A 14,894-nucleotide genomic window follows, 5' to 3' on the forward strand; every position below is an offset into this window, starting at 1 on the left:
AGGGACAATCTGAATGACTTCCAGCGCAACCTCTTCCGGCGGCGTACCGGAAAAACTCAAGATGTCCGCGCTGATCGGCGTGCTTGGCGTCGTCTATGGCGATATCGGCACCAGCCCGCTCTACGCCCTGCAATCCTGCATCGCCTATTTCAAGGGCCCGCATCTGCAGGCGGTGGACGTGCTGGGGGTGCTCTCGCTGATCACCTGGGCGCTGATCCTCACCGTCACGCTGAAATACGTCACCTTCATCATGCGCGCCGATAATAACGGCGAAGGCGGCACCCTCTCACTGATGGCCCTGGCCAGCCGCGTCGCCCGCAGCGAGCGCACCCGTGCCGCCGCCGGCATCATCGGCATCGTCGGCGCCGGGCTGTTCTTCGGCGACGGCGTGATCACCCCGGCCATCTCCATCCTCTCCGCGGTGGAAGGCATCGAGGTCGTCGCTCCCTCCATGGGCAGCGCCGTGCTGCCCATCGCCATCGTGGTCATCGCCGGTCTGTTCCTGGTGCAGCGCCACGGCACCGCCACGGTCGGCCGCGCCTTCGGGCCGGTGATGGTGCTCTGGTTCCTCTGCCTCGGCCTGCTCGGCCTGCTCCAGCTGGTGCAGAATCCCGGCGTGCTGGTCGCCCTCAACCCCTGGTTCGGCGCCAGCTTCATCATCCGGCACGACAAAATCGCCTTCCTCACCCTCGGCGCCGTCGTCCTGGCCGTCACCGGGGCGGAGGCGCTCTACGCCGATATGAGCCATTTCGGCCGCCGCCCCATCCGCATCTCCTGGCTGTTCTTCGTGCTGCCCTGCCTGATCCTGAATTATTACGGCCAGGGCGCGCTGGTGATCGCCCACCCCAACACCGCCGACAACCCCTTCTACAAGCTCGCTCCGCACGCGCTGCAGGTGCCGCTGATCGTGCTCGCCACGCTCGCCACCGTCATCGCCAGCCAGGCCGTCATCACCGGCGCCTTCTCGGTCTCGCGCATGTGCGTGCAGCTTGGCCTGCTGCCGCGCATGGAGGTCCGCCACACCAATGAGAGCGAGCAGGGGCAGATCTACGTGCCCCAGATCAACACCATCCTCGCCATCGGCGTGCTGCTGCTGGTGCTCACCTTCCGCTCCTCGGAAGCCCTGGCCTCGGCCTACGGCATCGCCGTCACCGGCACCTTCCTGTGCGACAACACCCTGGCCGCTTTCGTCTATCGCCGCCAGTTCGGCTGGTCGCGCCTGGCTACCATCCTGGTCTTCGGCGCCATCGGCATTGTCGATTTCGCCTTCTTCGCCGCCAATTCGCTGAAGATCTTCGAAGGCGGCTGGGTGCCGCTGGCCATCGGCCTCAGCATCATCCTGATCATGACCACCTGGCGGCGCGGCCGCACGCTCATCATGGCCCGCTGGATGCAGGACAGCCTGCCGCTCGCCACCTTCCTCAACCGGCTGCCGCAATCGCGCATCGTCCGCGTCCCCGGCACCGCCGTCTTCATGACCGGCAATCTCGACTATGTGCCCAACGCCCTGCTGCACAACCTCAAACACAACAAAGTGCTGCACGAGCAGGTCTTCTTCGTCACCGTCCGCAATCTGGACGTCCCCCAGGCCGACCCCGGCGGGCGCGTCCATCTCGATGAAGCCGCCCCCGGCATCTACAAAGTGACCCTCTATTACGGCTTCATGGAAAGCCCGAACGTGCCCCGCGCCTTGGAAAGCCTGAGCGGCCAGGGCATCGAGTTCAAAGCCATGCAGACCAGCTATTTCCTCGGCCGCGAAACCGTGGTCCCGGCCTCGGTGCCGAAACTACGCTTCATCCGCCGCTGGCTGTTCCTGTTCATGGCCCGCAACGCCGTCACCGCCACGGAATTCTTCCGTATTCCATCGGACCGGGTGGTGGAGCTCGGCGTGCGCATCGCCGTGTAAGAAGGATCGTGGGGAACTTTTTGAAAAAAGTCCCCCACCCCTCCTGCGGCTTTCCACCGCCGCTGCGCGGCGGCGGAACCTTGGCCGCCTCCGCCCTCCCAAAAACTTTTGCTCCTCAGGGGCTGGGGAGGGTCTTGGCAAAAGCCAGACACCCCGCCCGGTCGGCCACGCAGCCACCCTCAAGCCACCATCCCCGCACCGCCGCCAGCACCTCACCCATCTTCGGCCCAGCCTGCACAACCCCGGCCAGATCCCGTCCCTGCAACGGAAACACTGGTCGCGCCATCGCTGACAGCCGCGCCCGCAGCGCCTCCCAGCCTGCGCCACCCCCGCCTTGCAGCCAAATCCGCCCGGCCAGCGCCTCATGCCCGGCCAGCGCCAGAGCGCGGCGCAACGCCGCATCCTCATCCTCCGGCCCAGTCCCCAACGGTAGCCGCCACGCGGCCAGCAAAGCCGCCTCCGCCCCGCTCAGCTTCAACCGCCGCGCCAAATCCTCATCACTCAGCGCCGCCACCCGCAATAACGGCTCCAATGGCGCCCCGCGCCCCAGCAGCGCCGCCAACCTTTCAACCCTGGCCCCCGGCAGCACCATTTCCAGCACCCCGGTCTCGCCCATCAGCGCCACGGCCCGCAGCGGGGCAGGGGCGGCCAAAATCTTCTTCACCTCGCTCCACACGCGCTCCGCCGAAAGCTGCCGCAAGCCTTCACGCCCGTTCCTGATCGCCGCCAGCGCCGCCGCATCCGCCTCCCCCCGCCCATAGCGCGCGAAGAACCGGAAAAACCGCAAAATCCGCAGATAATCCTCGGCCACCCGCTCTGCCGCCGCGCCGACAAACCGCACCACCCCCGCCGCCAGATCCGCCTGGCCGCCGAAATAATCGAAAATCTCGCCCGCTTGCGTGCAGCTCATCGCATTGATGGTGAAATCCCGCCTGGCCGCATCCTCCCGCCAGTCATCGGTAAACTCCACGCGCGCACGCCGCCCATCCGTCTCCACATCGCGGCGCAGCGTCGTCACCTCAAACCCATGCCCCGCCGCCACCAATGTCACCGTCCCATGCGCCAGCCCGGTCGGCACCGCCTTCAGCCCCGCCGCCCTGGCGCGCCGCATCACCTCCTCCGGCGCCAGCGGCGAGGCCATGTCCACATCCGCCACCGCCCGCCCGGCCAGCATGTCACGCACAGCCCCCCCCACCATCCGCGCCTCCGGCAGCGCCGCCCACACCAACGCCAAGCCCGGCAGATCGATCACGCCACCCCCCGCAGCCGCAGCGCCAGCAAGCGCAAAATCTCCGCCGTCGCCCCCCAGATCACATGGTCCGGATGCGGCCACACCCAGAAGGACCCCTCCCGCCCGCGCCACACCGCCTGCCGGCGCAGCGGGTAGTCAGGGTTCAGCAATGCGGAAAAGGGCAGGGCGAAAATCTCCTCCACCTCGTCATCGGCCGGGCGCAGCGCCACGCCCTCGGGCACCAGCCCGACAATCGGGGTGATATGAAACCCGGTCCCGGTGGCATGGTCATGCAGCCGCCCCAGCAGCTCCACCTGGGCCGGATCAAGCCCGATCTCCTCCTGCGCCTCGCGCAAGGCGGCTTCAACCGGCGTCTCGCCCAGCCCCTCGATCTTCCCGCCCGGAAACGACACCTGCCCGGCATGGGTGGTCATCAGCCGGCTGCGCCGGGTCAGCCACACGCCGCGCCCCGGCTCCAGCGCCACCAGCACGGAAGCCGGACGCAACCGCCCCAGCGCCAGCGCATTAAAGGCCAGATTTTCGGGAAAAGCCCGTCTCAGCTGCGCGGCCTTCATCGCCGCACCGCCCGGATCTCACTCGTCCAGATCGCACTCCGCATCGGAACAGCAATTCGGCATATCGCCGAGCGGGAAGAACACCCCCTCGCTCCACACCCCCATGACCTTGCGGCCCTTGACGATGCCCGGTTCGGACAGCGCCACCAGCTCATAATAGGTGGCGCGGTTGATCCGCGCCTCGATCGGGTATCTGCCTTTGCCATCGCGGATATGAAGATAGGGCGTCGGCTCGCAACTGAGCAAATCATGCGCGATGCGGATGCGATGCGCCGGCCCCGCCGTCACGCATTGATCGACATTGGTGCGGAAACACAGGCTCTGGTTCCGGCCCTCGCCGCTCCATTGCAGCTCCACCGCCAGGAACGGCACATCCTCCACCTCGATCCTGCCGCGCTCGGCGGGTGTCTGCAGGATGTACTGGCCCTCCTCGTCGCGCGTCAGCACGGTGGAAAACAGGCAAACCATCGGCTTGCGGGTGATCGGGCTGCCTTTATACAGCCAGGTTCCGTCGCGGCGGATCAGGAAGGGCAGATCCCCGCAATCGGCGAGCGGACGTGCCGACGCGGCATCGCTCACACCCTGCCGCAGCCCCCCTTTCACCTCATACGTCACCTGATCACACTCCTCTCTCCAAGCGGATATAGGTTGCATAAGGAACGGATCAAAGAGGCAAGCACGCCCGCACGCCTTTCCGCGTTGAAATAGACACATCCCCGCATGAACGCAGCGCCAATCTGATGAATCCTTAATTTATTCGACCCCAAAACTTTCTTGCGGCTTTGAAAGCCTTGGCGTTTTTCAGGCAAACTCGCTAAACCCCCGGCATGGATTACGATGTCATCGTCATAGGCGGCGGCCATGCCGGCACCGAGGCCGCGGCCGCCGCGGCGCGTTTTGGCGCCCGCACCGCCCTGATCACCCAAAGCGTCGCGCGCATCGGGGAGATGTCCTGCAACCCCGCCATTGGCGGTATCGGCAAGGGCCATCTCGTCCGCGAGATCGACGCGCTGGACGGTCTGATGGGCAAAGCCGCAGACTCCGCCTGCATCCATTTCAAATTGCTGAATCGCGGCAAGGGCCCCGCCGTGCGTGGCCCCCGCGCCCAGGCGGACCGCAAACTCTACCGCGCCGCCATCCAGGCCCTGCTCGCCGCACAACCCAACCTTACCATTTTGGAAGGTGAGGCCGCCGGGCTGGAAACGCGCGAGGGTATCCTCACCGGCATCAAGCTCGCCTCAGGCGCAACCCTCACCTGCGCCGCCGCCGTGCTCACCACCGGCACCTTCCTCAACGGCGTGCTGCATTTCGGCCCGCAGATGCAGCCCGGCGGGCGGGTGGATGACGCCCCCTCCCGCGCTTTGGCGGCCGACCTGCACCGCCTGGCCCTGCCTTTGGGCCGGCTGAAAACCGGCACCCCGGCGCGGCTGGCGAAATCCAGCATCGATTGGGAAAGCCTGCCGGAAGATCGAGGCGAAACCCCGCCCGAGCCCTTCTCGGCCCTGACCGCGCGCATCACCAACCCGCAAATCTCCTGCCGCATCACCGGCACCACCGAGGCCACGCACCAGCTCATCCGCGACAATCTCCACCAATCCGCGGTCTATGGCGGCAACATCGCCGGGCGCGGCCCGCGCTATTGCCCCTCGATCGAAGACAAGGTCGTCCGCTTCGCCGAAAAACCCGGCCATCAGATCTTCCTGGAGCCGGAAGGTCTGGATGACGATACGATCTACCCGAACGGCATCTCCACCTCGCTGCCGCTGGCGGTGCAGGCGGCGATGATCAAAACCATTCCAGGGCTGGAACAAGCCAGAATCCTGCGCCCCGGCTACGCGGTGGAATATGACTATGTCGACCCGCGCGCCCTCGACCACGCGCTGGCGCTGAAATCCCTCCCCGGCCTCTATCTCGCCGGCCAGATCAACGGCACCACCGGCTATGAGGAAGCCGGCGCCCAGGGCCTCATCGCCGGGCTGAACGCCGCGCGCCGGGCAGGGGGGATGGATCCCGTCCAGCTTTCCCGCGCCGATGCCTATATCGGCGTGCTGATCGATGATCTGGTGACGCAAGGTGTCACCGAGCCCTACCGCATGTTCACCTCCCGCGCCGAATACCGCCTGCTGTTGCGCGCCGATAATGCCGAGCTGCGCCTGACGCAAAAGGGCCTGGATTGGGGCTGCGTCGGCTCCGAGCGCGAAGCCGCCTTCGCGGCGCTGAAAGCCGAAATCGCGGCGTTTGGAAACAAGCCGGAAGGTGAGGGCAGGGCCGCCAACATCTTGCGCGCGGACCTGCTCTATGCCGGCTATATCGCCCGGCAGAATTCCGAAATCCGCTCCCGCGAAAAGGACGAGGCGGTGAAAATCCCCGACAGCTTCGACTACACCGCCATCGGTGGCCTCTCCGCCGAGCTGCGGGAAAAACTCACCCGCACCCGCCCGCAAACCCTTGCCGCCGCCGGCCGCATCGAGGCGATAACCCCCGCCGCGCTGGGCGCTATTTTCGGCGCCCTGCGCAAGGCCGGCCGCGCCGCATGAATGAGGATAAGCTGCGCGCCTTCGCCGATCTGGTGCTGAAATGGTCGCCGAAAATCAATCTGGTCTCCAAGGCCGACCTGAACCATGTCTGGGACCGGCATATCCAGGACTCCCTGCGCCTGCTGCCCTATCTGCCCAAGCATCTCGACCGCGCCATCGATCTCGGCTCCGGCGGCGGTTTTCCCGGCATGGTGCTGTGCATCGCCAGCGGCGTCCCGTTCGAGATGATCGAATCAGATTCCCGCAAGGCCGCCTTCCTGATGGAAGCCGCGCGCCAGACCGGCGCACCGGCAAAAATTCATAATTGCCGCATCGAAGCCGCCCGTGTCGAACCCGCGTCCCTCATCACCGCCAGAGCCTTGGCGCCCTTGGATAAATTGCTGGGCCTGGCGGCGCCTTTGCTGAAACCGGGCGGATTTTGCCTGTTCCCGAAAGGCAAGGGCGTGGAAGTTGAATTGACGCTCGCCGCCCCCCTCTGGCACATGGAAACAGACCATATTTCCGCCCCGGACTGGGGCGAAAGCTGCATCCTGAAAGTGAGCCAGATCCGCCATGCCGGAGCCGCATAAAAAACCGCGCATCATCGCCATCGCCAATCAGAAAGGCGGGGTCGGCAAAACCACCACCGCCATCAACCTCGCCGCCGCGCTGGCGGTGGGGGGGCTGAAAGTGCTGCTGGTCGATATCGACCCGCAAGGCAACGCCTCCACCGGGCTTGGCATCGACCATGACGCCCGCAATGGCGGCAGCTACGCGCTGCTGGCGGGGGATGTCAGCCTGGCGGACTCCATCGTCGCCACCAATGTCGAAAACCTCTCCGTCGTCCCCGCTGTCGCGGATCTGATGGGGGCGGACATGGAATTCAGCGCCCATGAGCGCCGCAACTTTCTGCTCACCGACGCCTTCGCCCAAGGCTGCGATGCGGATGTGGTGTTTATCGATTGCCCGCCCGGCCTCGCTCTGCTCACCCTCAACGCCCTCACCGCCGCGGATGCCGTGCTGGTGCCGCTACAGGCGGAATTCTTCGCGCTGGAGGGCATCTCGCAGCTGATGCGCTCGGTGGAAATGGTCAAGCGCAGCCTCAACCCGAGGCTCGAAATCGAGGGCATCGTGCTGACCATGACCGACCGGCGCAACAACCTGTCCGAACAGGTCAGCGGCGATGTCCGCACCTATTTCAAGGACAAGGTCTTCGAAACCGCCATCCCCCGCAATATCCGCATCACCGAAGCCCCTTCCCATGGCATCCCGGTCCTGCTTTATGATTTCCGCTCCACCGGGGCGCAGGCTTACCTCTCCCTGGCGGCGGAATTTTTGCGCCGGGCGCGCGCACGGAAGGAATTGGCATGAGCGGCAAGGAAACACGCAAACCTCTGGCACGCGGCCTCGCCGCCCTGATGGGCGATGCCGTGGCTGTGCCCGCCACCCCCAACGCGCCGGGGGTGCAGCGCCTGCCGGTGGAAATGCTGGAGCCGAGCCCCTTCCAGCCGCGCCAGGAAATGGATGAAACCGCCTTGCAGGAGCTGGCGGATTCCATCGCCCAGCGCGGTATTTTGCAGCCGCTGCTGGTCCGCCCGAAACCCGGTGTCGCCGGGCATTACCAGATCATCGCCGGCGAGCGCCGCTGGCGCGCCTCCCAGCGTGCGAAGCTGCATGAAGTCCCGGTGCTGGTGCGCGATCTCTCGGACGCGGACGCCATGGCCGCCGGGCTGGTGGAAAACCTCCAGCGCGAAAACCTCAACCCGGTGGAAGAGGCCGAGGGCTATAAGCGCCTCACCGACGAGTTCAAGCTGAGCCACGACAAGCTGGGCGAGGCCGTCGGCAAATCCCGCTCGCACATCACCAATGTCATGCGCCTGCTCTCTCTGCCGCCGCAGGTGCAATGGCTGCTGCGCGACGGCGAGATCTCCACCGGCCACGCCAAGGCGCTGATGGCGCATCCCGACCCGGTGAAAGCCGCCAATGATGTGGTCAAGCGCGGCCTCTCAGTGCGCCAGACCGAGGCGCTGGTGAAAAATCTCGGCCAGTCCATCGCGCCCAAGGAAACCACCCGCGCCCCTCGGCCGACCGGTGATAATGCTGAGATCGCCGCGTTGGCCGACAGCCTGTCCGAGAAACTCGGCCTCAAGGTTGAGGTCAAATTCAATGGCCAGGGCGGCGCCCTGATCCTGCATTACTCGGACCTCGACCAGCTCGATACCGTCCTGGCGTTGCTGAATAACTGACGCCTTCGCCGATGTTCCACGTGGAACATCGGCTCGCCCGCCGACGTCCTATGTTCCACGTGGAACATCCCAACCCCAGCCAGCCTCCAATGTTCCACGTGGAACATCGACCAACCACCCAGCGCCCTATGTTCCACGTGGAACATCGCCCCGCCAAAGCAATGACATCGCTCTAAACAGATTTTTAAGCCTGTTCCGTCATGCTCCGTCTGCGCTGGCCTCGCCGCGCCACGACCATGCTTGAAGGAACTGGACATGTCATTTCTGCGCCGCCTCTCCATTACCTGGCAGTTCAACCTGCTTTCGGCCTTTGCATTGCTGCTGATGGTCTCCGGCACCGCCGTCTCTCTGCATCAATCCTACAATGCCGAGATGGCCGAGAAGAAATTCCAGATCCGCTCCATGGATGAAGCCGCGGCCAGCATCGCCGAATATTATGTCGGTCTGGCCAAGGCTGGCGGCATGACCACGCCAGAAGCACAGAAAGCCGCGTTGGCCGCCATCGGGGCCATCCGCTACGGCAACAACACAAATTATATGTTTGTCTACAATACAGAAGGAATAGCGCTCCAACATCCGTTCAAGAAATTGATCGGCAAGAATCTCATGAACGTGCCGGACGCCAAGGGCAAGCTGTTCAATCCTGAGATGTTCCGCCAGGCGATCGAGGGGCATGTCTATTTCGCGCATTATGTCTGGCCGCGCACCGCCGGCGCCACGCCGGAACCCAAAATGAGTTCTCTGCTCCTGGTGCCGGAATGGCATTGGGTGGTCGGCACCGGCGTGTATATTGACGATGTCGACAGCATGATGCTTGCCCATCTGCTCACGCTCTCAGCCATATTCCTGCCCTTGTTGGGCCTGTATCTCGTCGCCGTATTTGCGGCGCGCCGGCAGATCTCCGGGCTGCTGACCGGGCTGAGCCAGGCGATGAAGCGGATTTCCGCCGGCGACCTCAACGCCCCCATCCCCGCGACCGACCGGCATGACGAACTCGCCATCATGGCGACCTCGCTGACCAGCTTCAAAGCCGACGCCATCGAAAAGCGAAAGCTGGAAGCGGACGCCGAAACCATCCGCCGCCAGGCCGAGGAAACGCACCGTCTCGCCGAGGCCGAGGCCGCACGCCGTGCCGAAGAGCAATCGGCGGTCATCGTCGGGCTGGGCGGCGGGCTGAGCCGGCTGGCCGCGGGAGATTTGTCGCAGAGTCTCGATACGAAGTTCGCCGCCGAATACGAATCCTTGCGCGCGGATTTCAACGCCGCGCTGAAGCAGCTGCGCGCCACCATGGCGGCGGTCGGCGAAAGTGTCGGCAATGTCCGGGCCGGCACGGCGGAAATGATGGAAGCGGCGGACGATCTTTCCCGCCGGACGGAACATCAGGCGGCGGCGCTGGAGGAAACCGTCGCAGCGCTGGATGGCGTCACCCGTACCGTAAAGGAAACCGCCGAGGATGCGGAGCGCGTGCTGCGTGTGGTCGGCCAGGCGCATGACAAGGCCAGCCAATCCGGAACGGTGATGCGCAATGCCGTGGAGGCGATGACCGAGATCGAAGCCTCATCCGGGCAGATCGGCAATATTATCGGCGTGATCGATGAAATCGCTTTCCAGACCAATCTTCTGGCGCTGAATGCCGGGGTTGAGGCGGCGCGCGCAGGTGAGGCAGGGCGGGGTTTTGCCGTGGTCGCCACCGAAGTGCGGGCCCTGGCGCAGCGCTCCGCCGAAGCCGCAAAGGAGATCAAAACCCTGATCTCGACCTCCGGCGCGCAAGTTGAAACCGGCGTGCGGCTGGTGGGCGAAACCGGGACGGCGCTGGCCGAAATCGTCACCCAGGTGGCGGAGCTGAATCAGATGGTGAAAAAGATTTCCAGCTCCGCCACCCAGCAATCGATGGGGCTGGCGGAAGTGAACGCGGCGATGGGGCAGATGGATCAGGTCACCCAGCAAAACGCGGCGATGGTCGAGGAAAGCACCGCCGCCTGCCATGCCTTGGCGGAGAATGCCGGGCAGCTGGACCAGCTGATCGCCCAGTTCAACATCACCGCCGCACCAGGAAAAGCCACCCAACCGGCGAAGGGAAAACCGCAGGGGCAGGCGCATGCCAAAATCCTCACCGGCAATTTCCGGCCTCTTCCGGGCGCGGTGACTGGCTAAAGAAATATGTGCCTCCGCCCCGGCTAGAGCGTATTCCGTTCCCGTTGGTGCACGGAATACGCTCCAGCTTTTTGTTCGAGCGAGCAACTTTATCCGATCAAACGAGTCCGTTTGATCGGATGTTGCTCTAAGAGCGCCGGGGCGGATCCGGCCTTATTGCCGGCCGGCCGAACGCGCCCGGCTGGCCAGGGCCAGCAAGGTCTGGCGGCAATAATCGTCGTCGGGAATATGGGTGGTCTTGCACGCCACTTCCGCCGCCAGCGCCGCCTGCAAGGCCTGCTCGACCGCCCGCAGCGGCCAGAGCCTTAGCATTTTCTGCACCACCGGCTGACGCTTGAAAAATACCGGCGGGCGCATGCCGGCCATCGCCTCCTGCGCCGAAGCGCCTTGCGCCATGGTGCTGGCCGCCAGCCGCAGCTTGGCCAGCTCCGAGAGCAGCACCCGCACCAGCGCCACCGGCGAGGCGCCTTCCTCATAAGCCAGGCTCAGCGCCTTATCAGTCGCAGCCAGATCGCCGGTCAGCGCCGCATCGATCGCATCCCCCACCGAGGTCTCGCCGCCATCCGCCAGCAGCGAAGACACATCCGCCAGAGAGAGCCGCTTTTCCGCCCCGGCATAGAGCACCAGAATTTCCAGCGCCTGACCGAGCGGGCCTTCCTCGCCGGAGAGATTTTGCGCGGCCCAGGCGGCGGCGTCCTGGTCGATGCTCACCCCCTGGGCGCGCAGCCGTGCCGTGATCACCTGCGGCAAGCGCCCGGCATCGATGGCGTAGCAGGCGATGCTGACGATCCCCGGCGCTTTCTCCGCCAGACTGCGCAGTTTGGATTTCGCCGTCAGCTCCCCGGCTTCCAGAATCACCAGCGCGTCGGGCGGCGATTTAGTTAATAATTCTAACGATTTTGTTAGCGGCTCATGCGCATCCCGCACCCGCACCACACGCTCTCCGCCGCCCAGCGAAGCCGCGGTGGCCTCGGCCAGCAGCGTATCCGGGCTGGGGTTGGACAGCTCGGCGAAGCGGAACGGATCATTCAGCGCGCCGGGCACGCTGCGCGCCAAGGCCAGCCCGCGTTCCGCCACCAGCCCGGCATCCGGCCCGTGCAGCAGCACCAGGCGGGCATTGGGCGCCTTCAGGAACGCCTCGACCCGGCTGGCTTCAAGCTTCATGCAGAAGGATGGGTGCGGAACCAGGCGGCGAGCTGCACGGTGATCTGCTCGGCAATCTCATCGGACAGCGTCTGGTTGACCTTGGCGGTTTCCAGATTGGCGGCGAAATATTGCTGGTCGATCACGTTCAGCGCATCCGCGGCGACGGCATTGCCGGAGGCCAGAATCTGCTCCGGGTGGCCGATGGGGGCGAGCGTCCAACTGGCCCGCGCATCAAAGCGGGTGCGGCTGGTGGAGCTGTCCGACTGCACGCCTTCGCCGGTCTGGCCGATGCTGTAATTGACCGCGAGCACGTAATGCTCGGTCACCGGCTGGCCATCCGTGTAGAGATGCTGCTGCAGGCTCAGCCGCAGCATCTGCCCGGTGCGCTCGGGCAGGTTCTGCACGAACACGCTATCGAGTTTGTCGCTGGCGGCCGCCCCCTGCGCCCCGCCATAAAGCGGCGTGAAGCCGCATCCGGAGAGGGCGAGAAGGGCGAGGGCGGCGAAGGCTTTACGGTTTGACGACAAAATTCACGATCCTACCTGGGACGTAGATCTGCTTGACGATGGTCTGCGTGCCTATAGTGCCCGCCACGGCCTCCTTGGCAAGCGGGATGGCGACATCCTCACCCGCCCCCGCCGGCACCAATATGGTGCCGCGCAGCTTGCCATTCACCTGCACCGCGACGGTAAGCTCATCCACCACCAGCAAAGCCGGATCAGCCTTCGGCCAGGGCTGCTGGGCGGCCAGCCCGGCGCCGGGGCGCAATCTGGCGAAGAGATGCTCGGCCAGATGCGGCACCAGCGGGCTGGCGAGGCGCACCAATATCTCCATGGCCTCAAACCGCGCCGCTTGCATGTCCGCCCCTTCAGCCGGGGTGGCCACCGCGTTCAGCAGCTCATAGAGCCGGGCCACGGCGAGGTTGAAGGCGAAGCTCTCCAGCGCCTGCGTCACCGCCTCGATGGCGCGGTGGGCCAGCTGGCGCAGCTTCTTGGCCTCGGGGCCGTAGCTCTCCACCTGGGTATTGCCAGCCTTGGCGATCTCCTCGCCGACACGGGCCAGGCGCTGCAGGAAGCGGAAAGAGCCCTGCACACCGTTTTCGGTCCATTCCACATCGCGCTCGGGCGGGTTGTCCGAGAGCACGAACCAGCGCGCCGTATCCGCCCCGAAGCGGCCGACAATGGCGCCGGGATCGACGGTGTTGCGCTTGGATTTGGACATTTTCTCAACCCGGCCCACCGTCACCGGCGCGCCGGTGGCCTTCAGCACCGCGCCATCGGCGGTACGGGTGATCTCCTCCGGGTAGAGCCAGGCGCCGTTTTCATCCTTGTAGGATTCATGCGTGACCATGCCCTGGGTGAAGAGCCCGGCGAAGGGCTCGTCCACCGCCAGATGGCCGGTCTTGTGCATGGCGCGGGTGAAGAAGCGGGCATAGAGTAGATGCAGGATCGCATGCTCGATACCGCCGACATACTGGTCCACCGGCAGCCAGGCATTCGCGGCCGCCGCCACCGTCGGGGTGCTGGCGCGCGGGGCGGTGAAGCGGGCGAAATACCAGGAGCTGTCGATAAAGGTATCGAAGGTGTCGGTCTCGCGCGTCGCCGGTTTGCCGCAGGCGGGGCAGTTCACATGCCGCCAGGTCGGGTGATGGTCCAGCGGGTTGCCGGGCGTCTCGAAGGTGACATCCGCCGGCAAAGTGACGGGGAGCTGGTCCGCCGGCACGGGCTGCGCGCCGCAGGCCTCGCAATGGATCACCGGGATCGGGCAGCCCCAATAACGCTGGCGGGAAATGCCCCAATCGCGCAGGCGCCAGTTCTGCACCGCCTTGCCGAAGCCGCGCGCCTCCAGCTCCGCGATGGCGCGGGGCTTGGCCTCCTTGGTGGTCAGGCCGGTAAGGAAGCCGGAATTGACGATGAAGCCATCACCATCCAGCGCCTTGTTGCCGATCTCGGGGGTGGAGTCCTTGTCGGGCGAGACGACCACCGGCACCGGCAGGTCATATTTGCGGGCGAAATCCAGATCGCGCTGGTCGCCGCAGGGGCAGCCGAAGATCGCCCCGGTGCCATATTCCATCAGCACGAAATTCGCGATCCAGACCGGGTGCTCCTGGCCGGTGAGCGGGTTGATGACTTTCAAGCCCGTATCGAAGCCGCGCTTCTCGGCGGCCTCGATGGCGGCCTCGGAGGTGCCCTGGCTGGCGCATTCGGCGATGAAGGCGGCGGCCGCCGGGTTGCTCTGGGCGACCAGGCTGGCGATGGGATGCTCCGCCGCGATGGCCAGGAAGGACATGCCGAACAAAGTATCGGGCCGGGTGGTGTAGACGGTGATATCGTCCGACCCATCGGCCAGCTTGAAGGTGACTTCCGCGCCCTGGGAATGGCCGATCCAGTTTTCCTGCATCAGCTTCACCCGCTCGGGCCAGCGCTCCAGGCTGTTCAGCCCGTCCAGCAGATCCTGCGCGGAATCGGTTATTTTCAGGAACCATTGGGAGAGTTTCTTCTTCTCCACCAGCGCGCCGGAGCGCCAGCCGCGGCCGTCGATCACCTGCTCATTGGCGAGCACGGTCATGTCCACCGGGTCCCAGTTCACCGAGGCGTCGCGCCGCTCGAGCAGACCGGCCTTCCAGAAATCCAGGAACAGCTTCTGCTGCTGGCCGTAATATTCAGGATCGCAGGTGGCGAATTCGCGGGTCCAGTCCAGCGAGAAGCCCATGCGCTTCAGCTCGGCGCGCATATTGGCGATGTTTTTGTAGGTCCAGTCCGCCGGATTGGCCTTGTTTTCACGGGCGGCGTTTTCGGCGGGCAGGCCGAACGCGTCCCAGCCCATCGGGTGCAAAACCGCGAAGCCCTGGGCGCGCTTGTAGCGCGCCACCACGTCGCCGAGGGTGTAGTTGCGCACATGGCCCATATGGATCTTCCCCGACGGGTAGGGGAACATCTCCAGCACGTAGTATTTGGGCTTGCCCTCGGCGGGAACATCTTCCGCCTTGAAGCAGGATTGGGCCTCCCACTGCGCCTGCCAATGCGGCTCGGCGGTGGAGAAATCATAGCGCGTGGGTTCGGTTTCGGACATGGTGCGCCTGTTTATCCCTGGGCACCAGCCGCGCAAAGGGCTGGGACC

At 65.3% G+C, this 14,894-nt stretch carries 12 protein-coding genes; 6 read left to right on the plus strand and 6 right to left on the minus strand.

Features of this window, described 5'->3' with window-relative positions:
* Window positions 1–13: 13 nt before the first annotated feature.
* Window positions 14–1,906, plus strand: coding sequence for a potassium transporter Kup (locus T331_RS0102675; RefSeq protein ID WP_026438927.1), 1,893 nt, complete (start codon window positions 14–16; stop codon window positions 1,904–1,906).
* Between the two features lie 115 nt (window positions 1,907–2,021).
* Here T331_RS0102675 and T331_RS0102680 read toward each other — a convergent pair whose 3' ends face one another.
* The 3 genes from T331_RS0102680 to T331_RS0102690 are packed head-to-tail and all read right to left on the minus strand — an operon-like array spanning window position 2,022 to window position 4,327.
* Entirely contained in the window at window positions 2,022–3,104 is a 1,083-nt protein-coding gene (locus tag T331_RS0102680; RefSeq protein ID WP_244876885.1) for a CCA tRNA nucleotidyltransferase, read from the minus strand.
* A 50-nt stretch (window positions 3,105–3,154) separates the two neighbouring features.
* Window positions 3,155–3,712, minus strand: a complete 558-nt coding sequence (locus tag T331_RS17110; RefSeq protein ID WP_035178987.1) for an NUDIX hydrolase — start codon at window positions 3,710–3,712, stop codon at window positions 3,155–3,157.
* Between the two features lie 18 nt (window positions 3,713–3,730).
* Window positions 3,731–4,327 carry a DUF1285 domain-containing protein gene (locus T331_RS0102690; RefSeq protein WP_008494756.1) on the minus strand — a complete coding sequence of 199 codons (597 nt, stop codon included), beginning with the start codon at window positions 4,325–4,327 and terminating at the stop codon, window positions 3,731–3,733.
* Window positions 4,328–4,539: 212 nt separating this feature from the next.
* On the opposite strand from T331_RS0102690, the gene mnmG reads away from it, so the two are divergent.
* The 5 genes from mnmG to T331_RS17115 all read left to right on the plus strand — a co-directional run bounded on the left by mnmG (window position 4,540) and on the right by T331_RS17115 (window position 10,628).
* Window positions 4,540–6,249, plus strand: coding sequence for a tRNA uridine-5-carboxymethylaminomethyl(34) synthesis enzyme MnmG (gene mnmG / locus T331_RS0102695; RefSeq protein WP_026438929.1), 1,710 nt, complete (start codon window positions 4,540–4,542; stop codon window positions 6,247–6,249).
* Complete coding sequence (rsmG, locus tag T331_RS0102700) at window positions 6,246–6,818, plus strand: 16S rRNA (guanine(527)-N(7))-methyltransferase RsmG (RefSeq protein WP_026438930.1); 573 nt, start codon at window positions 6,246–6,248, stop codon at window positions 6,816–6,818. Before mnmG ends, rsmG begins: the two co-directional genes overlap by 4 nt.
* The gene (locus tag T331_RS0102705) at window positions 6,802–7,599 is read left to right on the plus strand and encodes a ParA family protein (protein ID WP_026438931.1); all 798 of its coding nucleotides are present in this window, start codon (window positions 6,802–6,804) and stop codon (window positions 7,597–7,599) included. Before rsmG ends, T331_RS0102705 begins: the two co-directional genes overlap by 17 nt.
* A complete protein-coding gene (locus T331_RS0102710; RefSeq protein ID WP_026438932.1) occupies window positions 7,596–8,474 on the plus strand; it encodes a ParB/RepB/Spo0J family partition protein in 879 nt (292 codons plus the stop codon). Before T331_RS0102705 ends, T331_RS0102710 begins: the two co-directional genes overlap by 4 nt.
* Window positions 8,475–8,729: 255 nt before the next feature.
* Window positions 8,730–10,628 carry a methyl-accepting chemotaxis protein gene (locus T331_RS17115; protein WP_051622055.1) on the plus strand — a complete coding sequence of 633 codons (1,899 nt, stop codon included), beginning with the start codon at window positions 8,730–8,732 and terminating at the stop codon, window positions 10,626–10,628.
* Window positions 10,629–10,781: 153 nt separating this feature from the next.
* Here T331_RS17115 and holA read toward each other — a convergent pair whose 3' ends face one another.
* From holA to leuS, 3 genes are read right to left on the minus strand one after another with little or no spacing between them, the layout of a single operon-like run.
* Window positions 10,782–11,792 (minus strand): DNA polymerase III subunit delta, encoded by a 1,011-nt coding sequence (holA, locus tag T331_RS0102720; protein ID WP_026438933.1) that lies wholly within the window; start codon window positions 11,790–11,792, stop codon window positions 10,782–10,784.
* Window positions 11,789–12,301: a hypothetical protein gene (locus T331_RS17120; protein WP_051622057.1), complete on the minus strand. Its 513-nt coding sequence runs from the start codon at window positions 12,299–12,301 to the stop codon at window positions 11,789–11,791. Before T331_RS17120 ends, holA begins: the two co-directional genes overlap by 4 nt.
* Window positions 12,285–14,846 (minus strand): leucine--tRNA ligase, encoded by a 2,562-nt coding sequence (leuS, locus tag T331_RS0102730; RefSeq protein ID WP_026438934.1) that lies wholly within the window; start codon window positions 14,844–14,846, stop codon window positions 12,285–12,287. The genes T331_RS17120 and leuS overlap by 17 nt, the downstream gene beginning before the upstream one ends.
* Window positions 14,847–14,894 lie beyond the last annotated feature (48 nt).

The organism is Acidocella facilis ATCC 35904 (assembly GCF_000687875.1).
Taxonomy (GTDB): domain Bacteria; phylum Pseudomonadota; class Alphaproteobacteria; order Acetobacterales; family Acetobacteraceae; genus Acidocella; species Acidocella facilis.